Annotated in this window: 20 protein-coding genes; 16 read left to right on the top strand and 4 right to left on the bottom strand. The window is 57.0% G+C overall.

Going from position 1 to position 21,961, the window contains the following annotated elements:
• Positions 1-18 precede the first annotated feature (18 nt).
• Genes QPL96_RS03415 through QPL96_RS03390 form a run of 6 tightly spaced genes read left to right on the top strand, consistent with a single transcriptional unit; the run spans position 19 to position 7,956 of the window.
• The gene (locus tag QPL96_RS03415; protein ID WP_303285573.1) at positions 19-2,859 is read left to right on the top strand and encodes an SNF2-related protein; all 2,841 of its coding nucleotides are present in this window, start codon (positions 19-21) and stop codon (positions 2,857-2,859) included.
• A gap of 18 nt (positions 2,860-2,877) precedes the next feature.
• The gene (locus tag QPL96_RS03410) at positions 2,878-4,128 is read left to right on the top strand and encodes an ATP-binding protein (protein WP_303285572.1); all 1,251 of its coding nucleotides are present in this window, start codon (positions 2,878-2,880) and stop codon (positions 4,126-4,128) included.
• On the top strand, positions 4,125-4,310 hold the full coding sequence (locus QPL96_RS03405) for a hypothetical protein (RefSeq protein WP_303285571.1): 186 nt from the start codon (positions 4,125-4,127) through the stop codon (positions 4,308-4,310). The genes QPL96_RS03410 and QPL96_RS03405 overlap by 4 nt, the downstream gene beginning before the upstream one ends.
• 27 nt (positions 4,311-4,337) lie before the next feature.
• Complete coding sequence (locus QPL96_RS03400; protein WP_303285570.1) at positions 4,338-6,026, top strand: AIPR family protein; 1,689 nt, start codon at positions 4,338-4,340, stop codon at positions 6,024-6,026.
• A complete protein-coding gene (locus QPL96_RS03395) occupies positions 6,023-6,412 on the top strand; it encodes a hypothetical protein (RefSeq protein ID WP_303285568.1) in 390 nt (129 codons plus the stop codon). The genes QPL96_RS03400 and QPL96_RS03395 overlap by 4 nt, the downstream gene beginning before the upstream one ends.
• Positions 6,376-7,956 (top strand): hypothetical protein, encoded by a 1,581-nt coding sequence (locus tag QPL96_RS03390; protein WP_303285566.1) that lies wholly within the window; start codon positions 6,376-6,378, stop codon positions 7,954-7,956. The genes QPL96_RS03395 and QPL96_RS03390 overlap by 37 nt, the downstream gene beginning before the upstream one ends.
• 135 nt (positions 7,957-8,091) lie before the next feature.
• Here the strand turns inward: QPL96_RS03390 and QPL96_RS03385 are convergent, their stop codons facing one another.
• On the bottom strand, positions 8,092-9,075 hold the full coding sequence (locus tag QPL96_RS03385) for a D-2-hydroxyacid dehydrogenase (protein WP_303285564.1): 984 nt from the start codon (positions 9,073-9,075) through the stop codon (positions 8,092-8,094).
• Positions 9,076-9,325: 250 nt separating this feature from the next.
• Between QPL96_RS03385 and QPL96_RS03380 the strand changes: the two genes are divergently transcribed.
• Genes QPL96_RS03380 through QPL96_RS03370 form a run of 3 tightly spaced genes read left to right on the top strand, consistent with a single transcriptional unit; the run spans position 9,326 to position 11,318 of the window.
• On the top strand, positions 9,326-10,552 hold the full coding sequence (locus tag QPL96_RS03380) for a pyridoxal phosphate-dependent aminotransferase (RefSeq protein ID WP_303285563.1): 1,227 nt from the start codon (positions 9,326-9,328) through the stop codon (positions 10,550-10,552).
• A gap of 9 nt (positions 10,553-10,561) precedes the next feature.
• Positions 10,562-10,753 (top strand): CPXCG motif-containing cysteine-rich protein, encoded by a 192-nt coding sequence (locus QPL96_RS03375; RefSeq protein ID WP_303285561.1) that lies wholly within the window; start codon positions 10,562-10,564, stop codon positions 10,751-10,753.
• Positions 10,746-11,318: a DUF1439 domain-containing protein gene (locus QPL96_RS03370; RefSeq protein WP_303285560.1), complete on the top strand. Its 573-nt coding sequence runs from the start codon at positions 10,746-10,748 to the stop codon at positions 11,316-11,318. Before QPL96_RS03375 ends, QPL96_RS03370 begins: the two co-directional genes overlap by 8 nt.
• A 63-nt stretch (positions 11,319-11,381) precedes the next feature.
• Here QPL96_RS03370 and QPL96_RS03365 read toward each other — a convergent pair whose 3' ends face one another.
• Positions 11,382-12,536 carry an isocitrate/isopropylmalate dehydrogenase family protein gene (locus QPL96_RS03365; protein ID WP_303285559.1) on the bottom strand — a complete coding sequence of 385 codons (1,155 nt, stop codon included), beginning with the start codon at positions 12,534-12,536 and terminating at the stop codon, positions 11,382-11,384.
• Positions 12,537-12,864: 328 nt separating this feature from the next.
• Here QPL96_RS03365 and QPL96_RS03360 point away from each other — a divergent pair, with 328 nt between their 5' ends.
• Complete coding sequence (locus QPL96_RS03360) at positions 12,865-13,221, top strand: hypothetical protein (RefSeq protein WP_303285557.1); 357 nt, start codon at positions 12,865-12,867, stop codon at positions 13,219-13,221.
• Between the two features lie 3 nt (positions 13,222-13,224).
• Here QPL96_RS03360 and QPL96_RS03355 read toward each other — a convergent pair whose 3' ends face one another.
• The gene (locus tag QPL96_RS03355) at positions 13,225-14,118 is read right to left on the bottom strand and encodes a LysR family transcriptional regulator (RefSeq protein ID WP_303285556.1); all 894 of its coding nucleotides are present in this window, start codon (positions 14,116-14,118) and stop codon (positions 13,225-13,227) included.
• A 155-nt stretch (positions 14,119-14,273) separates the two neighbouring features.
• Here QPL96_RS03355 and QPL96_RS03350 point away from each other — a divergent pair, with 155 nt between their 5' ends.
• The 5 genes from QPL96_RS03350 to QPL96_RS03330 all read left to right on the top strand — a co-directional run bounded on the left by QPL96_RS03350 (position 14,274) and on the right by QPL96_RS03330 (position 19,067).
• Positions 14,274-15,485, top strand: coding sequence for an acyl-CoA dehydrogenase family protein (locus tag QPL96_RS03350; protein ID WP_303285554.1), 1,212 nt, complete (start codon positions 14,274-14,276; stop codon positions 15,483-15,485).
• Positions 15,486-15,672: 187 nt separating this feature from the next.
• Positions 15,673-16,494 (top strand): SDR family oxidoreductase, encoded by an 822-nt coding sequence (locus tag QPL96_RS03345; RefSeq protein ID WP_303285553.1) that lies wholly within the window; start codon positions 15,673-15,675, stop codon positions 16,492-16,494.
• Positions 16,495-16,525: 31 nt separating this feature from the next.
• On the top strand, positions 16,526-17,590 hold the full coding sequence (locus tag QPL96_RS03340) for a phosphotransferase family protein (protein ID WP_303285551.1): 1,065 nt from the start codon (positions 16,526-16,528) through the stop codon (positions 17,588-17,590).
• Complete coding sequence (locus tag QPL96_RS03335) at positions 17,590-18,279, top strand: histidine phosphatase family protein (RefSeq protein WP_303285550.1); 690 nt, start codon at positions 17,590-17,592, stop codon at positions 18,277-18,279. The genes QPL96_RS03340 and QPL96_RS03335 overlap by 1 nt, the downstream gene beginning before the upstream one ends.
• Positions 18,280-18,296: 17 nt before the next feature.
• Entirely contained in the window at positions 18,297-19,067 is a 771-nt protein-coding gene (locus QPL96_RS03330; RefSeq protein WP_303285548.1) for an SDR family oxidoreductase, read from the top strand.
• A gap of 198 nt (positions 19,068-19,265) precedes the next feature.
• On the opposite strand, the gene dacB is transcribed toward QPL96_RS03330, so the two are convergent.
• Positions 19,266-20,723: a D-alanyl-D-alanine carboxypeptidase/D-alanyl-D-alanine-endopeptidase gene (gene dacB, locus QPL96_RS03325; RefSeq protein WP_303285680.1), complete on the bottom strand. Its 1,458-nt coding sequence runs from the start codon at positions 20,721-20,723 to the stop codon at positions 19,266-19,268.
• A gap of 374 nt (positions 20,724-21,097) precedes the next feature.
• On the opposite strand from dacB, the gene QPL96_RS03320 reads away from it, so the two are divergent.
• Positions 21,098-21,868, top strand: coding sequence for a glutathione S-transferase N-terminal domain-containing protein (locus tag QPL96_RS03320; protein ID WP_303285546.1), 771 nt, complete (start codon positions 21,098-21,100; stop codon positions 21,866-21,868).
• The last annotated feature ends 93 nt before the right edge of the window (positions 21,869-21,961 follow it).

The raw sequence follows: 21,961 nt of genomic DNA, 5'->3' as shown, positions 1-21,961 counted from the left end.
TCATAAGGAAAACCGGAGATGTTCACCCCTCACCAAAGCACCTACTTTGCTCATTGGCTGACACAATCCGGCAAAATCGAAAACCAGGTCTTCCGGGCCATGGCCTCTGCCCGTGTGGATATGAACCCACACCAGATTGATGCCGCCTGTTTTGCCCTGAAATCGCCATTAGAGCAAGGTGTACTGCTCGCAGACGAAGTGGGCTTGGGTAAAACCATTGAAGCCAGCCTGGTGATGGCGCAGAAATGGGCAGAGTGTAAGCGGAACATCCTCCTGATTGTGCCAGCCTCATTGAGAAAACAGTGGAGTCAGGAACTCAGGGATAAGTTTGAACTGCCATCGATCATCATTGATGGCAAAGTCGCTGCCAGCCTTAAAAAAGAAGGAAAAACGAATCCCTTCGACCAGAACGGACAGATCGTTATCTGCTCGTATGAGTTTGCTGCTCGCCAGCAGGATGGTGTGCGTTTGGTAAGCTGGCACCTTGTTGTTTTCGACGAGGCCCACAAATTACGGAACCTCTATCTGGCCAGCGGCAGCAAACGGGCGAAAGCGCTCGTCGAGGCCACTGAACTCGCGGACAGCCGTGTCCTGCTATCAGCTACTCCGATTCAGAATAACCTGATGGAACTCTACGGCCTGAGTCAGGTTATTGATCCCCATTTCTTTGGTGATGAAAAATCCTTTCGCGCGTTATACGTGAATCGGCAAAGGGACCAAAAGGCGCTTGAGGACCTGAAGCGCCGTATTCGCCCGCTTTGCCATAGGACTCTGCGGCGACAGGTGCAGGAAGAAGGCGGTATCAACTTTACCAATCGCTATTCCATCACTCAGGACTTCACGCCGTTGCCTGAAGAATGGGAGCTTTACCAGAAACTCTCTCACTATCTTCAGTGCTCTGATAACGAAGCGATTAATCCTCGTGCTCGCCACTTGGTGAGTATGGGCTTACGAAAAATTCTGGCGTCTTCATCCTTTGCAGTTGCTGATACCCTCAAGGGCATGATTGAACGGCTTGAAAAAAAGCAGCGGCTTGATGAAGAAGTTCTTTCTGATATTGAGGAAATCGATGATTGGGCGGAGTCTGAAGACGAGGAAATTTCATGCGAAAATGACAACGTTGAGTCAGCAGCGCCTTCCGATAAGCTGAGCCGGGAGATTGCCCAACTCACCGAGTTCCGAGACCTCGCCAACAGCATCACCAGCAACGCCAAGGGGCAGGCCTTGCTTACTGTGCTGGAAAAAGCCCTCACTATGACGGAGCGCCTGGGCGGGCAACGCAAAGCGGTTGTCTTCACCGAGTCCTGTCGAACCCAGCAATACCTCCACGAGCTGTTGGAGAGCAGTGGCTACGCGGGGAGAACTGTTCTGCTGAACGGCTCCAACAACGACGCTCGCTCCAAAGCCATCTATCAGGCATGGCTGGAAGAACACAAAGGTTCTGCGCGAATCAGCGGCTCGAAGCCCGCTGATATGAAAGCCGCACTGGTGGAGCGGTTCCGGAGTGACAAGGCCGACATCTTGATCTCCACAGAGGCCGGTGGTGAAGGTATCAACCTTCAGTTTTGCTCCGTGCTAATCAACTATGACCTGCCCTGGAACCCCCAAAAGGTGGAGCAGCGGATCGGTAGGGTCCACCGCTATGGCCAGAAGAACGATGTGGTGGTGGTCAATTTTGTGAACCGCAAGAACCCGGCCGACCGACGGGTATTCCAGCTTCTGGATGAAAAGCTCAAGCTATTTGAAGGCGTGTTCGGCGCTTCCGATGAAGTGCTCGGCGCGATCGAAGGCAGCATTGACATCGAACGACGCATTTACGAAATCTACCAGAAGTGCCGTACCGATCAGGAAATCGAGTACGAGTTCGACCAGCTCCAGAAAGCCCTGGGGGAAACGCTGGCGACCAGGGAGACGGCTGCACGGGAAGCTTTGCTGAACAACTTCGACCGGGATGTGGTATCAACCCTTAAAACCCGCCGTGATCAGAGCAACGACTTCCTGCAGGAATACGAGCAAGTGCTCCTGGATCTCGCCCGAGCTGAATTGCCAGAAGCTGAGTTCAATACCAACCACTTCTACCTGAGGGGGCAGCGTTATGACTTGAGCTGGCCTCTCGCGGAACAAAACGACTCGGAGTTTTTCCGTTTGCAGGCCACTGAGCATTATTTGGCGTGGGATCTGGTACACAGGGCCAGGGCCCGCGAACCGGAGCCTGCGCACCTGGTGTTTTACTATGACCAGCTCCATGGCCAGTATGCGGCACTCAAGGAGTACATTGGTCAGTCGGGTGTTCTCACTGCCTTCGAAATACGGTTTACCTACAACAAGGGAAAAACAAAAAACACCCGCCTGGTTGTGCTCGCTATAACGGATGATGGCCAGAAACTGACACTGGAGAATGCGGACCATCTGATGTCCGTGCCCGCCCGCGAAGAGCCCCTCGCAGATGTGATTCCGGCAGAGCTCTTTGCAAGTTGGCAATCGCAGGTTGTCGAAGAAACCGAAGCCGAAACAGAGGCCGAGCTTGACCAGTACCTGGAGCAGGAGTCCGAAAAGCTCGAACGCTGGGCTCAGGATCGCCGTAAGGCACTCATGGCCACGGTCGATGAACTGGATGAACAGATTCGACTGTATAAGAAAGAGGCGCGCCAACTGGCCTCCACGGCCGATAAAATCCAGGCTAAAAAAGAGCTTCGCAAACTGGAACGCAAGCGTGATGACGCTCTGGCAGAATACCACCAATCCAAAAAAGCCATTGAGCAAGAGGAAGATCGCCTGTTGGATGAAGTGAGCGAAAAGCTGGAACTGACTTGCGAGATCAAAGAGTTGTTTTCCGCCCGCTGGACACTCACTCACTGATACAGGCCAGAGATCATCATGGACAGAGAAAAACTGGTTAAAGATCTGTTGTACCAGATTCGCCTGGGCGAAGACTCCGGTTATGAGTTCAAGCGCGTTGAAATCCGGGGCAACAAAATCAAAGGGCCGGACCAGAAAGATCTGGCCGACGAAATGGTCGCCTTCGCCAACCAGAAAGGTGGCTACCTGATTCTGGGTGTGGATGACAGAACCCGGGCGATCACCGGCATCCCCACAGAGTTGCTTGAGGCGGTACAGAAACGAGTCAAAGACGCCGCTACCGACAACGTAGAACCGCCGCTGCCCATTGCCACCCGGCTGTTGGAACTCCCGGACGAACACGGCGACATGAAAAACGTGCTGCACGTGGATATCGAAAAAAGCCTGTTCGTTCACAGCAGCAACGGGCGCTATTTCCATCGTGTGGCCGAGTCCAAGCAGCCCATGAAACAGGACTACCTGGCCAGACTCATGATGCAGCGCAGCCAGTCCCGGCTGATCTGGCTGGACGAGCGCCCCGTACCTGGTAGTGGCTACGAAGATCTGGACCCAAGCCTTTACCGCAAGTTTCTACGCGAAGAAGGCCAGCCGGAACGAACCCAGCTTCGCAAACTCCGTATGCTGGTGGAGGATGATGAGGGTAATGAAAGGCTGAGTGTTTCCGGGGTGCTGTTAGGCACACCGAGCCCGGTCAACTGGCTCCCCAATGCCTACATACAGGCAGTCTGCTATTCAGGTGAAGAACGGGATGCTGACCAGCAAATTGATGCCATGGACTATAACGGCCCGCTGGATCAGCAGATCAGCGGCGCCCTGGCCTTTGTCGAAAAAAACCAGCGTGTGGCGGCCCGTAAGCTGCTGGGCCGGGAAGACATTCCCCAGTACAGCCTGACCGCCATCTTCGAAGCGCTGGTCAACGCCGTCGCCCACCGGGACTACGACATCTACGGTGCCCACATCCGCCTGCATATGTTCGCCGACCGCCTGGTGCTATGCTCCCCCGGCGCCCTGGTCAATACCATGGAAGTGGATGAACTCATGGCCCGGCAGGCCTCCCGTAATCAGCTGATCACCAGCCTGCTGGCCCGCTGCCCCTACGAACACCCTACCATTAACCGCTCGCGGATGATGGATAAACGGGGGGAGGGGGTGCCGGTTATCCTCAATGAATCGGAAAAACTGTCTGGCATGCGGCCGGAATACAAGATGGCCGGAGAAGAACTTCAACTCACTATTTATCCGGCGAAGAAGGAGCCTTACCGCCCATGACACTGGAAGATCGAGCCGTCAGACTGTCAAAGCCAGACCTGATTCGACTGCTTAGCGCAGTATACGGAGTAGAAGCCTACGTCGATGACATCAACCAGCTCAAGACCAACGCCGTGAAAACCTTCGAGGCCTTTAACCAGGGCAAGGAAAAAATCGACCAGATCGATTTCAAAACGGTTTGATTCGCATTGCAGGATACAGGAGCGCCCATGGACATTAACGCAAGCATCATCGACCAGAGACTGGATGGCATCGTCGATGCCAACAGCGATCTGTTGCCACCGGGTAAAGACCCGCAGAAAAAAAAGTCCGCCGCCTTTGTGTTGCTTAGCGCCGCCACGGCTCTGGGTATTCCTCTGGAAGAGGCAGCGGAGTACCTCACCGAAGGTGGTGGCGATGCAGGCGTGGATGTGCTCTATGTGGGCGATGTGGAAGATGGCGAGTTTCAGGTCACCTTGTTTCAGGGCAAGTACAAACATAAAGACCTGAGTGGCGCGGCCCATTTCCCTGAGAACGGTGTGAAGGCAGCCATTCAGACGATTGGCACCCTGTTTGACCCAGCCAAGGTGCTGGATATGAACGACCGACTGAAGCCCCGGATAGAAGAAGTGCGTTCCCTGATTCGGGATGGGTATATTCCTGTGGTGAAGATGGTTCTCTGCAACAATGGAGACCGATGGAACGATAGCGCTCAGAAACTGATCGAAGCCGCAGGTTTTTCAGACTCGCAGGTTAACTGGGTGCACCTGAATCACAACGACATCGTGAGGGTGTTGCAGAACCAGAAGTCGGTGGACGATTCCCTGCCACTGCGCGGTGAAGCCGTGATTGAAGACTTCAACTATCGTCGAGTGCTCATTGGCAAGGTGGCGATTCAGGACATTGCCGACCTGTTCAATCGCCATGGTGACCAGTTGCTGGAGCGCAACATTCGCCGCTATCTTGGCATGAACCGTAACCGGGTGAACACGGCCATTCACGATACCCTGGTGGACGATAACCGGCGCAAGAATTTCTACTTCTTCAACAACGGAATCACCATGATCTGCCGGAAGTTCCGCCACAATGCCCTGCAAGGGCGGGACTACCAGCTCAAGCTGGAAGGCATTCAGATCATCAATGGTGGGCAAACCTGCAAAACCATCCAGCAGACCCTCAACGACCCCGACCTGTTAAGGGACTTTTCGGAGACTTACGTGCTGCTGCGGCTTTACGAACTTGCGGAAGATGATAAAGAGTTTGTGCAGGACATTACCTACGCCACCAACAGCCAGAATCCGGTAGACCTGAGAGACCTGCGCGCCAACGACGAGCAACAGCGCCGGCTGGAGCTCGGTATGAAGGATCTGGGCTTCAGCTATCGCCGCAAGCGGGACGATACCTCGGTAAAAAGTGACGAGTTGACCAGCTCCGTGGTGGCCGAAGCGGTGCTGGCGGTTTGGCGCCGCAAGCCTTTTCAGGCCAAGTTTCGCCGCAAGGAGCTTTTCGGAAAGCTGTACGAGGAAGTCTTCGACAACCTCAATTCCGCACAAGCGATCCTGGCCGCACTGATTTTCCGTATGGTGGAAAACGAACGCAAACGCCCGGAGCAGGACCAACCTCCGGTATTCCTGCCTTATGCCTCTCATTACAAGGCCATGCTGGTGGGGGATTATCTGCTGGAAGCTGAGGGCGTTGCTCTGGCCGAAGTCAGCCACCAGAACTATCAGGCGTTGCTGGCCTGTCTGAATCGCCGGTTTGACGAATTCCAGCATCGTGCCCAGGATCAGATTGCCGAGGCGCTGGCAGCCTTGTATGGCGAAAGGGAGATTTCCCTGCAACAACTCTCTGCCACTTTCCGCCGTGGTGATTTGATGCAATACCTGACCCCAGCCGAGGAAGCCGGAGCTGTTCATTGAAACTGAAGTTCAACCCCAATCTGGATTACCAGCAGGACGCCATCGAATCCACCCTGTCTGTGTTCGAAGGCCTTTCCACCGCCGGCGAGCCATACCGCAAGCTGGGCATCGCCAACACCCTGGCGCTCGATCCGGACAAGCTGCTGGATAACCTCCACCGGGTGCAGGAGCAGAATTTCATCGAGAAATCCCCGGGCCTGTTCGAGGACGGGGACGATTACCCGTTCCCCAATTTTTCGGTGGAGATGGAAACGGGAACCGGCAAAATGGCAAGCTGGCCCGCTGGTTTGAAGATGCCTACAAAGAACTGGCTGCCAGCCCATTATTCAGCGACTTGCCCAAACGGCAGGTGGAGCAGGTACATGATGGCTATTTCGCCGAGGTGAAGAAGCGGGGCAAGGTGGTGGAGCTGAAAGACACCAGCGGCACCACCGCAAGCGACGCGGAAGTCTACGAACTGATCATGAAAAACAAGGAGCGTTTGCTTGATGATACTGAGCCGCTTCGTTTTATTTTCAGTCATTCGGCTTTGAAAGAGGGCTGGGACAATCCCAACGTGTTCCAGATCTGTACCCTGCGTGAATTCGGCAGTGAAAAGGAGCGGCGACAGACCCTGGGCCGTGGTCTCCGTTTGTCGGTGGATGCCAACGGCGACCGGGTATTTGACCCTCAGGTCAACCGCCTGACCGTGGTCGCCAGCGAATCCTTCGAGGAGTATGCCAAAAACCTGCAAACGGAAATGGAAAAGGATATCGGCGGTGGCTTCAAGTTTGGCCGCGTACCCGCCATCGCCTTTGCACCGCTGGCGGTCAATGACACCGAAACCCTGGGCCAGGAAAAGTCCCGCCATCTTTGGCAGGCCCTGAAGGCAGAGGGCTACCTGGATGCTAAAGGTGACCTCACAGCTCGTTTCCAGCCGGACGACATGTACTTCCAGCTTCAAGTGCCGAAGGAATACCAGCTGTTGGAAAACGAGATTATCGACCGACTGCGCAGCTTTATGTTTGCAGGCCGGGTGCAGGATGCCCGCAAGCGCACAGCTGTTACCTACAACAAACGGGTGGAACTAAACCCGGATTTCAAGGCACTTTGGGACAAGATCAGCCAGAAAACCCGGTACGCCATCCGGTTTGATACTCAGCAACTGATCGACCTGGCCAGCCACAAGCTCCAGAACATGCCCGTGGTCAAGCCGGTGACGCTTACGATTGATCATACCCAGGCAAAACTGACCGATGCCGGCTTTGGCAGTGATCGGCAGATTTCCACCCCCAAGGAACGGTATGTCAGCTCCCACCAGGTTTTGCCAGACTTGATTGGTGCCTTGCAGGAGCGCACGCACCTGACCCGGGGCACGTTGCTGACGATCATCCGGAACAGCCAACGGCTGGGCGAGTTCAAAGGCAATCCTCAAGGCTTTATCACCGAGGCCGCGCGGCAGATCCAGAAAGCACTGGATGAATTACTGGTGGATGGTATCCGCTACGAAAAACTGGCCGGCGAACACTACAAAATGGATCTATTCAACGAGCCGGAACTGGAAGCTTACCTGGACCGTTCCTATCAGGTGCAACATGGCAATCAGGGCGACCAGGTCCAGACGCCTTATGATTACATCGAGTGTGATTCTCATATCGAGCGCATGACTGCCCAGTCGCTGGACGGTGCCGGGAACGTCAAATTTTTCTGCAAACTACCCCGCTGGTTTACTATTCCCACCCCGGTGGGCGACTATAATCCTGATTGGGCTGTGGTGCTGGACGAAGATCGCAAGGTGTATCTGATCCGGGAAACCAAGACGACTCACGACAGCGATAAGCGCCGGCTGGAGGAGAATCTGAAGATTCTTTGTGGCGAGGCGCATTTCGCAGCTTTAGGCGACGTAGACTACAAAGTTGCGGTATCGGTGGCGGAGGTTACCGCGGTTTAGTAGAGCGGTATCCTGAGAGCAACTGTATGAAAATCAGGTTTGTCGGATTACGCCTTTGGCTGATCCGACCTATGGTTGAACATATCTCGGGGGAGCCAGGAGGTCGCCCCGGCTCCGGATTCAGCGATACGTCAGCTACCTGCTCCCGGCGTACCCCAGTTCCTTATCCACCAGGTTGAACAACTCCTCGCCTTTGTGCCAGCGGTCGAAGTTCTCCAGGAACTGGTCGGTCAACGCCCGTTTCCAGCCGATGAAGTCGCCGGCCATGTGGGCTGTCATGGTGACGTTTTCCATGTCCCAGAGCGGGTGATCTTCCGCCAGTGGTTCTTCCTCGAAGACATCCAGTCCGGCGCCGGCAATCTCGCCATTTTTGAGGGCCGTGATCAGATCATCGGTTTTGATGATCGGGCCGCGGCCGATGTTGATCAAGCGGGCGGATTTTTTCATGGCCTTGAAGGCTTTCTCGTCAAACAGGCCTTCGGTCTGGGGTGTCAGAGGGGCGGCGATCACCACAAAGTCCGCGTGCCCCAGTTGTTCGTACAGATCGTCATTGCCGTGCACCGCCACGAAATCGGGATCGTCCTTTCTGGGCTTGCGGGCAATGCCGTGGGCCTTCAATCCTGCGGCGCCTACCAGGCGGCCGATCTGGCGGCCGATGGAGCCTGCGCCAACAACCAGAACCTGCTTGCCCTCTGCGCGTTCTGTATCTCGATGCTCCCACTGGTGTTTCATCTGTAGTCGAATCGAGTTCGGAAAATCCTTGGCGAACATCAGGATGGTGCAGAGCACGTACTCGGCAATGGTGCGGTCGAAAATGCCGCGGGCATTGGTGACGGTTACATCATCCTTGATCAGGTCCGGGAACATCAGGGCGTCAACGCCGGCACTGGTGGCATGGATCCATTTTAGCTTGTCGGCTGTGTGCCAGGCGGCGGCCAGGGCTTCGGTGCGGAAGTCCGTCACCATCATGATGTCGGTGCCCGGAAGCGTCTCGCGAAGGGTTGGCTCATCGCAGGCGAAGCGCACATTCGCGCGGGCCCTGAGTGCGTCCATTCCCGGCGGTTCCTGTTCTCCCGGCGCGGTGAGAACGGTAACAACAGGTTTGCTGTGCTGAGTCATTGAGCCTCCGCTTTTTGTGATGAATGACGATGTGTAACGGGTGATCGCCCTTGGGGGTAATGACAGTCTGGTCGGCAGGTCCTGCCCGGTCAACTTGCGGGGCAACAGGTTTGCCTTTGGCGGCGGTGATGGAGGTATTTTCACCTACATTCACGTACCTCATCTTTGTGACGTTTTGTCTTGTAGAGCCCCGCCATACTGACTAACCTGCAGGGGTGGATTTTATTTGCCCCGTTTGCAGGAGGTGCTTATGGCAGAAGCCGCCAACAAAGAAACCGGCCAGACCAAACCGCGTAGAGTGAAGTACCGGAAAACCAAGGCCAGTTGGAATCCTGCCATGCAGGCAATCCCGGTGCCGGGTATCCGGCGTATGGTGAACATGGCGGCCACCATGAAGGATGTGATTCATCTTTCCATTGGTCAGCCGGACCTGCCGACACCCAAGCATATTATCGATGCCTACATTGATGCCCTGAACGCAGGCCAGACCGGCTATACCATGGATGCCGGGCTGCCGGAGCTGCTGGTAGCGCTTCGCGACTACTATGGCAAGCGCTACAACCGGAAGCTGACCCGGGACAATATCCTGATTACCAGTGGTGCCACCGAGGCCATGTATCTGGCGATTTCCGCGACCTCCGCGCCGGGCAGGCAGTTTATCGTAACGGACCCGTCGTTCCTGCTCTACGCCCCTCTGATCCGGATGAACGGCGGCGAGGTGAAGTTTGTGCCAACCCGGGCGGAGAACAATCACCAGTTGGACCCGGACGAAGTCATCCGTGCCATGGGTTCACGCACCTTCGCGCTCATCCTGAACAACCCCAATAACCCGACCGGTGCCGTTTATCCACGCAGCACCGTGGAAACCATTCTTGAAGAGTGCGCCTACCGGGGCATTCAGGTTTATGCCGATGAAGTCTACGACCACCTGATCTTTGATGATGACGACTTTGCCAGCGTACTCAACTGCTCGATGGACCTGGACAACATCATGTGCATCAGCAGCTTCTCGAAAACCTACAGCATGGCGGGGCTGCGGGTCGGCTGGGTGATTTCCAGCCAGGCGGCCATCAAGTCATTGCGGCGGTATCACATGTTTACCACCTCGGTGGCCAACACGCCGTCCCAGTTCGCGGGGGTGGCCGCGCTGACCGGTGACCAGCAGTGTGTGCGGGACATGGTGGATATCTACCGCGAGCGCCGGGATAAAGTGGTTGAGCTCATTGACCAGACTCCCTATATGACCGGCTACAGACCCGGCGGCGCCTTCTTTGCGTTTCCTGAGTTGCCACCCCATGTGGATGGTTCGGACCTGGCCCTGCGGATGCTGAAGGAAACCGGCGTGTGCGTGGTGCCGGGTGATGCCTTCGGGGAAGGATGTACCAACGCCGTGCGGATCAGTTTCTCAACCACCTGTGAGAAGCTGGAAGCGGCCTTTGATCGAGTCATCCCATGGATGGCCAAGCAACACTTCTGAGGTGATGCCATGTCAGCCCTGGACTCGGTATTGATTCAGTGCCCGTATTGCTGGGAGACGCTGGATATCAGCGTCGATCCATCGGTGCCTGAACAGGAGTATGTCGAGGACTGCCAGGTCTGCTGCCGGCCTATCCTGTTGCGCGTGGCTTTTGACGACAATCTGACTCCCCATGTCGGGGCCTGGGCTGAAAATGAATAGAACTCCTCTGAATGGTCTCTGGGCCCTTCTGATTCTGGCGCTGGCACTGACAAGCGGCTGCGCCAGCATGTCCCCCTACTCCATTTCCGAAGGCGAGCTGGAGAGGCACCTTCAGGACGTGGTCAGCGAGTTTGACCGCCAGCAATTGAGCAGCGGTTCGCCACTGAGCCTGAGCCTGGACGACGCCGACATTACCCTGGGGCCGGATGGCCGGGACGTAGCGGTGATCAATGTGCGAGGGCAGGTGGCTCTGAATGCACTGATGGCGAAGTTACCGGTGGATATTGCCCTGAAGGTGGAAGGTGCCCCGGTTTACGACAGTACGGAAAAGGCGATCTTCATCAGGCGGCTGCAGTTGCTGGAAAGCAGCATTGATTCGCCATTTTTCAAGGGTGACCTGAAGCCGGTTACCGACACGGTGATGCGGCTTGTCGCCCAGATGCTGGAGACCATGCCGGTGTATCGGCTTGACGAGGCCAATCTTGCCCAGCGAATGTTTGGCATGATGCCCGTGGATGTGCGGGTGGCGCCGGGCCGGCTTGAGTTTGTTATGGCAGACGAGTAAATGCGTGGCCAGGCGCTCGGACCTGACCACAAAAAGGCAGATTTCCTGATCGGGAAGACAGTTTCACGCAGACAGGCGCCTGCAGATCGCCGCCCCTATCTCACGGGTGCCCCGCCGTGTTCCGGAGTTCTCTGCGAGATCTGCTGCAACCGCATCGAACAACTCCTTGCCTGCGGCAGCAATTGCCGGGTCTTTGCGACCGAGCCATTCAAGCATGCGGGCAGTGGTGAACAGCATGGCGGTGGGGTCTGCCAGGCCCTGGCCGGCAATGTCCGGCGCACTGCCGTGCGTGGGCTCGAACATGGAGGGCATGTCCGGGGCGGTGGGGTTCAGGTTGCACGAGGGCGCCACGCCCATGCCACCTGAAAGCACGGCGGCCAGGTCGGTAAGAATGTCGCCCTGCAGGTTGCTGGCAACCACCACATCAAAAGCCCAGGGGCTCTGCACAAATTTCATACAGGCCGCATCCACCAGCTCATGGTGGGGCGCCACATCCGGGTATTCCCTGCTGATCTCTTCAAAGGCTTCCGTATACATGTCGCCCCAATAGCGCAGGGCATTCCGCTTGGTGACCAGGCATACCTGGCTTTCGCAGGTGCGGCCATCCAGCGTGCGGAAAGTCCGGGTCCGGCCTTCGTTCACCCGGTCTGCGGCCCGGCTGCGGGCCTGTTCAAAGCCATACCGGATGATCCGGTCGGTGGCCTTGCGGGTAAATACCTCCATCTGGGTCGCCACTTCATCGGGAGTGCCCTTGCGCAAGCGGCCACCCTGGCTGACGTATTCCCCCTCGGAGTTTTCCCGGATCACCAGCATGTCGATGTCCCTGGCGCGTTCATCGGCCAGATACTGACGGGCACCGGGCAGCAGCCTCGCGGGACGCTCGCAGACCCATTGGTCAAAGCCCTTGCGCATATCCAGCAGCGGCGCCAGGGAGATACTGTCGGGCAGCAGGTAGCGGTCCGGATCATCCATCGGGCCCGGGTCGCCCAGGGCACCCAGCAAAATGGCATCGTATTCCTGCAACTGTTTCAGCGCGTCCTGCGGCATGGGTTCTCCGTGTTCCTCATGCCAGGCATGGGAGGGCCAGGGGAATCGCGTCCACTCAATGGCAAGGCTGTGCCTGGCGCGCAGGGTTTCCAGGCAGCGTACAGCCTCAGCGACAACTTCGGGGCCAATGCCGTCGCCCGGGGTTACTGCGATACGGGTAGGTTGGGCCATTCGGAGAACTCCTTTTGAGGGCAGACACGTAAAAACGACAAACCCCAGTTTAGTCATGTCAGCAGGGGATGCCAGCGTTTCACACGCTTTAATCAAAAGTGGTTTTACCAGGCGAGGGATCGAGGCTATAGTGGATTGAAAATACGTCTTGTTGACGCCACATTATCGCCAGATTTGAAGGTCAGGAGTTGAAGGAGCCCCCGTGGACTTTCTTAAGCTGGTTGAAATGGCCTTGATGCGTAATATTCACTAGGAGCCTAACAAACAGGTCATTGTGGAGCCGGAGTTTCCGGTGTGAGTCCTTTGTAAACTGACAGGATCGACCCCTTTGCTCTACCGAATGATCACCATTGTTGGCGGGCTGGTTTTTGTCATCATCCTGTTCGCCCTGATCTGGTTTTTCTGCAAGAAATTTCTGGAGCACCATGGCGTGACGGACCAGGTGAAGGACCGGGCCATGGTTCTGGCTACCTGGACCTTTGCCGGTATCAGCGTAGGGCTTGTTTTTGCGGTGGTTGGTGCGTTTGTCTTGGGCCCCTGGGCCTTCTACCGCACCCTTCGGGGTCATGGTGTTGAAATATCCGATGGCGCGGCAGTCTGGTGGGGGCTCGGAATTGTTATAGCCTCCCTGGGCATCACGGCTGTGGGATTTTTCGCGTTTCTGATGCTGGTTGGTGCCTATTAGCCTTCAGCTGATGGCTTTCAACTGCTCCCGGAACCAGATCAACGCCGGCTCTCTCTCATAGGCTTTATGCCAGTATATATGCACGTCGATAGACGGCAGGTCTGCGGGCGGGTCCATGATCCGGATGTTGGCCCGCTCAGCAATGATGCGGGCGTAAGCTTCCGGCATGGTCAGCAGCAGATCGGTGTCCTCAACAACCCGGCAAGCGGCGTAGTAGTGCTGGCACCTTAGCCGGATACTGCGCTGGACCCCCAGCCTCGACAGCTCAAAGTCCTCAATTCCGGGGCCCTCGGTACGTGACGACACCAGCACGTGTTTCGCGGAGAGATACCCGTCCATATCCAGAGTCTCCGACGCCAGCGGGTGTCCTTTACGGGCGAGAACCACCAGGCGGTCACGGCGCAGCAACTCGTGGGAAGTCTGGTTGCTGACCGGCAACAACACATCCACGGCAAAATCCAGTTTGCCGGCCGCCAGTTGTGTCTCCATATCGCGTCGCGCGATCCGCTGGCTGACGATCTCGAGTTCCGGATAGGCGTCCAGGCGTTTCATCAACCGGGGCAGGAAGGTGGATTCGAGAATGTCCCGTAACCCGAGCGAATAAGTCTTGCGATGGGTTGCCGGATCAAAGGCATGAAACTGGTTTACCGCGCCCTGGATCTGGGTCAGGCCCGGCCGCATGGACTCCAGGAACCGCCTGGCCAGCGGAGTGGGGACCATCTGATTGCCCTGACGGGTAAACAGCGGGTCATCAAAGTGGTCCCGGAGCCGGGACAGCGAGTGGCTCACGGCCGGCTGGGTCAGGTGCAGCGCCCGGGCGGCGCGGGTCAGGCTACCCTCCCGGTAGATGGTGTCGAAAACGTGCAACAGGTTCAGGTCCAGGCGATTCAGGGCCATGGTCAGGGTCCGTTTTTTGTGTGAGTTTGAATAAGCGGGGCTAATAATAAACGATAAGAATAATTCAGTCGCGTAATAGTCAAGTCGCCTCTAGACTGGTCCCAAGGTGATTATTTCCTGCACGCCACCGTGCAACAGTCAGTGAGGATACGGCGATGGATTTCAGTATTTCCGAGAAGGGCCAGGATTATCTCAACCGCGTGAAACAATTCATGGAAGATGAGATTTTTCCCGTTGAAGAGCAGTATCACAAGGAGCTTGCTTCCCTGGATAACCGCTGGGTTGTGCTGCCAATCATCCGGGAGCTGAAAGAAAAGGCCAAAGCCCAGGGCTTGTGGAACATGTTTTTCCCGGACGAGAAATACGGTTGTGGCCTGCTGAACTCGGACTACGCCCTGATTGCCGAGGAAACCGGACGCAGTTTCATCGCGCCGGAGATCTTCAACTGCAACGCGCCGGACACCGGCAATATGGAGGTGCTGATCCACTACGGCTCTGAAGAGCAGAAAGCCGAGTGGCTGCCGCGGTTGCTGAGCGGCGAGATCCGCTCGGCGTTCTGCATGACCGAGCCTGCCGTTGCTTCGTCTGATGCCACCAACATGGAAGCAACCGCGGTTGTCGAAGGCGACGAGGTGGTTCTGAACGGACGTAAATGGTGGAGCACCGGTATTGGCCATCCCGATTGCAAGGTTGCCATTTTCATGGGCCTGACGGATCCGGACGCCCACAAGCACCGCCGTCATTCCATGGTGCTGGTGCCGCTGGATACCCCGGGGGTAAAAATTGAACGAATGCTGCCGGTGTTCGGTGAGTACGATGAGCCCTACGGCCATGGTGAGGTGCTGTTTGATAATGTTCGCCTGCCCAGGAGTGCGTTCATTGCCGGCCCCGGTCGTGGGTTCGAGATTGCTCAGGGCCGCTTGGGGCCAGGCCGAGTACACCACTGCATGCGGGCCATCGGCGCGGCAGAACGCGCACTGGCACTGTTGATCAAGCGTGCAACCAGCCGTGAAGCCTTCGGCCGCCCGATTGCCAAGCTGGGGGGTAATCCGGACATCATTGCCAATGCCCGTATGGCCATCGAGCAGGCCCGCCTTCTGACCCTGAAATGCGCCTGGGCGCTGGATACCAAGGGCATCATGGGAGCGCTGCAGGAGGTCTCGATGATCAAGGCGGTGATTCCGTCCATGCTGCAGACCATTGTTGATCAGGCCATTCAGGTTCATGGTGGTGCCGGTGTCAGCGATGACGACTTTCCGCTGACGCAATTGTTCGCCTATGCTCGTGTTTTGCGTTTGGCTGATGGGCCTGATGAGGTGCATCGCGCCATGGTGGCCCGGTTGGAACTCCGGAAGTACAAATCCTGATCAGTATTCGACATTTGGTGCCGGGATCGGGTGGGGACAGGTTTCTGAAACTGTGCGGAGCCATGGATGGCGGAGCAGAGCTTACATGGACGTATTCACAGCGTGTTTTGGAAAGCTCTACCCGGTAGCAGCTCTTGCACCGAACGTGACATAAAGCTAGCGCGAACTAAAACGGAGAGAACCACGCATGACACAACGAGTATTCATAACCGGCGGAGCCAGCGGTCTCGGTCGGGCGATTGCATTGCGGTACGCCAAAGAAGGCGCCAGAGTCTGCATCGGCGACATTAACCCGGAGCAGGGGGTTGGCGTTGAGAAAGAGATTACCGCAGCCGGAGGCGAGGGCTACTACGTCGAGTGCGATGTTCGACGCCTGACCGATTTCGAAAAGGTCCGCGATGATCTCGTGAAGAAATGGGGTGGCGTTGATGTGGTGGTGAACAACGCCGGTGTGGCGTCTGCCGGTTCCATCGAAGATACCGCCATGGCGGACTGGGAGTGGATTCTCAATATTAACGTGCTGGGTGTCGTTCGTGGCTGCAAGGCGTTCACGCCCCAGTTCAAGAAGCAGGGTTCCGGCACATTTGTGAATATCGCCTCCATGGCGGGCCTGATGCTGGCACCGCTGATGGATAGCTACAACGTTTCCAAGGCCGGGGTTATTGCGCTGTCTGAGACCCTGAGCCAGGAGCTGCGGGACGACGGCATCCATGTAAGCTGTGTCTGCCCGGCGTTTTTCCAGACCAATCTGGCCAGCAGCATGCGCTCGGACCTTCCCGGAATTCAGCAAAATGTGAACAAACTGATGAAGCGTTCCAGTATTACCGCTGGGGATGTGGCTGAGGACGTTGTAAGGTCAGTGCAAGACAAGAGCTTCTGGGTGCTGCCCCACGCCAAAGAGCGCCGCATGTGGATGCTCAAACGCCATGCGCCATGGGCATTTGACTGGCTGATGCATCAGGAAAGCAAGCGCTGGATGAGCAAGATGGGCGGTAAGGCCAAGGCCTGAACCCAACACATGAACAAGAGGAGAGCCCTGAATGACCCAGATTGATGAGGCGATGGATATCCGTGAAGGCGAAGAGCTGGATATAGCCGCCGTAGACCGGTTCATGAAACAGGCCATTCCTGAGCTCGCAGGCGAGCCGGACATTCGCCAGTACCCAGGCGGTGCCTCTAACCTGACCTACCAGGTGGATTACGGCGACCATTCCTACGTTCTCCGTCGGCCCCCGTTCGGCAAGATCGCCAAATCGGCCCACGATATGCTGCGTGAGGCGAAGGTGATGCAGGCTCTGAAGCCGGTCTATCCTTACGTGCCCGACATCATCGCCATCTGTGATGATCACGACGTTCTGGGTTGCGATTTCTATGTGATGGAACGCCTGAAGGGCATCATCCTGCGCCAGGATTTTCCGAAGGGTTTTGAGCTCAGTGAGGCGGACACCCGCAAGCTCTGCCTGAACGTGATTGACAAGCTGGTGGACCTGCATCGGGTGGATGCCGGGGCGGCGGGCCTGGACAAGCTGGGCAGGGGGGCAGGTTACGTACAGCGGCAGATCGGCGGCTGGAGTGATCGCTTCCGCAAGGCCCGCACGGAGGATGTGGGTGATTTTGAGGCGGTGATGAGCTGGCTCAACGACAAGATGCCGGAGGACATTGCCCAGGTGGTGATCCACAACGATTTTCGCTTTGACAACGTGGTGCTGAACCCGGACAACCCGTTTGAAGTGATTGGCGTCCTGGACTGGGAAATGGCCACCATCGGCGACCCGTTGATGGACCTGGGAAACAGCCTGGCCTATTGGGTCGAGGCGGACGATGAGGGCCCGTTCCAGATGCTGCGCCGGCAGCCGACCCATCGCCCGGGTATGCTGACCCGCCGGGAAGTGGTGGATTACTACATGGAGCAGTCCGGTTTCAAAGCCGATAACTTCGATTTTTACGAGATCTATGGCCTGTTCCGCCTGGCGGTGATCATCCAGCAAATTTACTACCGTTTCTATCATGGCCAGACCCGGGACAAGCGGTTTGCGGCCTTTGGCCATGCCGCCAATTATCTGGAGACCCGCTGCCAGCGACTGATCGCGGAGCGCTCCCTGTAATGGCAACGATCTATCTGGTGCGCCACGGCCAGGCCAGTTTCGGGAAAGAGAACTACGACCAGCTGTCTGCCACAGGCTGGGAACAGGGCCGGGTGCTTGGCCGCTGGTTTGCCGGAAAGGTCGAGCCTGTGGCGGTTTTTGGTGGCGATCTGGAACGACATCGTGAAACGGTCGAGGCCATCGCGACGGGATACGGTCCCGGGTTGCCGGATATGCAGGTGGTACCGGGTTTCAACGAATTCGACCACATCACGGTAGTGGCCCGTTACCGCCCGGAATGGAGTGACCGTGCGGTGATGGCGAGGGATCTCAAGGCCTTCCCGAAGCCGGCCAGAGCCTTCCAGGAGGCCTTCGTGCAGGCAGTGCGCCGCTGGGTATCCGGCGAATTCGACCATGAGTATGGCGAGATCTGGCCGGATTTCAAGGCACGGGTTCTGGTCGCATTCGAGGAGATGATCGATTACGCCGATGGCGGCGATGTGCTGGTGGCAACCTCTGCTGGTCCGATTTCGGTAATTGCCCAGCACCTGCTCGGGCTGGACGATGCCAAAGCGCTGGGGCTGAACGAGGTAATCGCCAACACCAGCACCACGCGGGTCCTGTACTCAGGCCCCCGGCGCAGCCTGGCCGTGTTTAACAACTACAGTCACCTGGAAGCGGACAACCCCGCCCTGGTGACATTCCGATAGTGAATCGAGGTGAACGAATGAGCAGCAAGAACCTGTTTGACCTGACGGGCAAGGTTGCCCTGATTACCGGCGCCAGTCGTGGCATCGGCGAGAATATCGCTCGCACCCTGGCTGATTATGGTGCCCACGTGATCGTTAGCAGCCGGAAGATTGACGGCTGCGAAGCGGTCGCCGCCAGCATCCGGGATGCTGGCGGCAGCGCCGAAGCCCACGCCTGCCATATCGGTGAAATGGATCAGATCGAAAGCATCTGGGGCCATATCGAGCAGACCCATGGCAAGCTGGACATCCTGGTTAACAATGCGGCGGCGAATCCCTATTTCGGGCCTGTGGAGGACACCGACCTCGGTGCGTTCAATAAGACCGTGGATGTGAATATCCGGGGCTACTTTTTCATGTGTGCCCGTGGTGCCCAGATGATGAAGAAAGCCGGTGGCGGCTCCATCGTGAACGTGGCCTCGGTGAACGGTGTGAACCCGGGGCACTTCCAGGGCATTTACTCAGTGACCAAGGCGGCCGTGATTTCCATGACCAAATCCTTTGCCATGGAACTGGGACAGCAAAAGATCCGCGTTAACGCGCTGTTGCCGGGTCTCACCGATACCAGGTTTGCCAGCGCCCTGACAACGAACGAGGCCATCAAGAAACAGGCCATGGCCCACATCCCCATGAAGCGGGTAGCCGACCCGAATGAAATGGCGGGTACGGTGCTGTATCTGGTTTCTGATGCCTCAAGCTACACCACCGGTGCCTGCATCAATGCGGACGGCGGCTACCTGACGGTCTAGCGTAGCACCGGGGTCAGATGAAAGCTTTCATCTGACCCCTCCTTCACTCATCTGCATCTTTAGTTGCTCAAATGATTCAGGGGCAGAATTAACGGATGCGGGAGGAAGTTCGGCCATTGCTCCAGCTGAAGTGGATCCCTAGGGCAATGGCATCTACACAGCCATTGCCAGAGATAATGACGACTGATGGAGCGGATTTTATTGAATGCTGGTTTTCGAAGCGCCCGAAGCCGCGTGTGAAATTGCTGTTCCCGTTGGCGGTCTGAAGTGCAGTGAGTACAGAATCCGGTCCAGCACCGCCTGGCCGTTCCAGGCCGGGTCGTTATTGACCATACCTACCACCGCCCAGGTGGTGTTGTTGGCGTCGCGGGTAAAGCCGGCAATGGATCTTACGTTTTCGAGATACCCGGTTTTGATTCGTCCTTCGCCATCCATGCCGGTATTGCGAAGCCGGTGCACCATGGTTCCGTCCATGGCAATAATGGGCATGGAAGCCATCAGGTCTGCCGAGTAGGCGCTGTTCCAGGCGTGTTGCAGTATCTGGGCGCCCTGGCGGGCGGTGATGCGGCCGTGCCGGGTGAGCCCGGCACCATTGTCGATCACCATGCCTGCGGTATTAATGCCTTTGCCTTCCAGCCAGTCATAGACTACCCGAATGCCGGCAACGCGGTCATCGTTTTCATCTTCCATGCGGTTTTCGGCGCCAATGGTGAGCAGCAGTTGACGTGCCATGACGTTGCTGCTCCATTTGTTGATATCCCTCACCATGGTCACCAGGTCAGGCGAGGTGGTTTTCATCACCAGCCGTGCATCTTCCGGTGTAACGCCATTGAGGTTGCTGCCGGAAACTACGACCCCCAGGTCAGCCAGCAACGAACGAATCAATGAGGCGCTGTACTGTTCATGGGGCAACAATGACAGGTAGGTGGCGGTCCGGCAGCCCTGGGGCAGTTCGCCGGTCACCCGGACAGTCACCCGATGGTCTTCATGAATAATGGGCTCCCACTCGAAACTTCTTCGCGATGGGCAGGGCCCTTCCTCCATGGCAACCACTCGGTTGTCGATGAGGACTTCGCCGAGTGAAGGCGTACTCCAGGCCTGGGTGCCACGTTCATCGGCACGCACCTGGAAGTGCATCAGGTTCAGGTTTGTCAGGTAGGCAGAAGGTTCCACCAGGAAGGGTGCGTGGCGATTGTCGCCGTTGTCTTCAAAGGACGGAAAGCCGCCATCCACTTCAAAGTAGGTGCCATCCAGAATCAGGTTTCCATCGATCCTGATGATCCCCATGCTGCGTAGCTCGCCCAGTGTTGTCCAGAGCCGTTCGATAGTGAGTTTGGGGTCGCCGCCAAAGCGGACATAAAGATTGCCTTGGAGGGTGTCGCCCACCATGACGCCGTCAGTCAGGAAATCCGTATCCCAGTGGTGATTGGGGCCCAGGATTTCCAGCGCCGCGAAGGTTGTCACCAGTTTCATGATGGAACCCGGGCTCATGAGCGTATCGGCATTGATGTACTGATTGATGCCAGGGCCGTTCAGCGGAATGGCGGCCATGCTCATGGCGTCTTCATTGTGCAGGGACTGGACTGCATAATCCTTGAGTTGGCTCGCCCAGAGACGATTGCCGGAGAAATCGGCATCATCGTTTCCCGAGGCCATAGCGGCAGGCGTCGCCGCCAAGACACAGGCTGCCATGGACGCCAGCACAGAGCGTCTGAATTCAGGACACATTTTTTCCGTACTTCCAGAGCGTCTCATACCCGCGGCTACCATGATCGCCATCCAATGAGTTCTTATAAACCAACAATAGCCCATCCTGGCCGGTTGTACTATGCAGAAAAGCTCTACATGACGTTAAAAAATAGCAGTAGTGTCGTTGTTTGTATTGAACTTTTGTGACGCCATGTAAGCGCCCTTGTGAATCATGGGGTTAGGTTAATAAAAATTAATAAGCTCCGGGAAGTCGCCCGGGAGCCAATGGAAAATCGTCAGATTGCGTGATAATGGCGTGGTCTCCAACAGAAGGTTTGTTTATGTCAAATATGCTGTCTCACAATGTCCATGTGCTGGGCTCGGTTGCCACGTCTTCGCTGACCGCCTGGCGCGGGTGCCTGGTGGTAAAAAACGTGCCTCAGCCGGAAAAGCCGATCACGCTGTACGACATGGAGGGCTGCCCCTACTGCCGCCGTGTCCGTGAAGTTCTGACTGCCTTGAATCTGGATGTCGACATCCGGCCTTGCCCGAAAGGCGGCTCGGTATTCCGGGCCCAGGCGGAAGCGCTGGGAGGCCGGCAACAGTTTCCGTTGCTGGCGGACCAGAATACGGGCACGGTGATGTATGAGTCTGAGGACATCATCGAGTATCTGTTCCGGCAGTATGCCGGCCAGCCGGTGCCGACCTACTACCGTGGCCGGGTCTGGCAACCGGTTGTGGGCTCGGTGGCCTCTGTAGCCAGCGCCATGAGGGGGCTTCGGGTCAGCCCCGGGAAGCGACCGGAGCAACCACTGCACCTTTGGAGCTTTGAGGGCAGCCCGTTTTCGCGTCTGGTGCGTGAGCGGCTGTGTGAACTGGAAATTCCCTATACCCTGCACAACCTGGGCAAGGAGCACTGGACGGAGATCGGGCCGGCGAAGCAACGCATCAAGCCGGGGCCCTATACGCCGATTCCCGGTGGCAAGCGGGATGCGTTTTTCCAGGTACACAAGCGGGTTCAGGTGCCTTATCTTGAAGATCCCAACACCGGGGAAGGCCTGTTCGAGTCTGCCCGCATTCTGAAATATCTGGACGCCCACTACGGGAACTGAGCTGCGTCGAAGACTGTCAGCTCTGGAGTGGTCGCATGGGCGGGTCATCCCTTTGCCAGACACGCCGTAAATACTTCCATGTAGGCTCGGTCG

Source organism: Marinobacter sp. SS8-8, assembly GCF_030540945.1.
GTDB lineage: Bacteria > Pseudomonadota > Gammaproteobacteria > Pseudomonadales > Oleiphilaceae > Marinobacter.
This window is presented reverse-complemented; position numbering and strand designations above follow the sequence as displayed.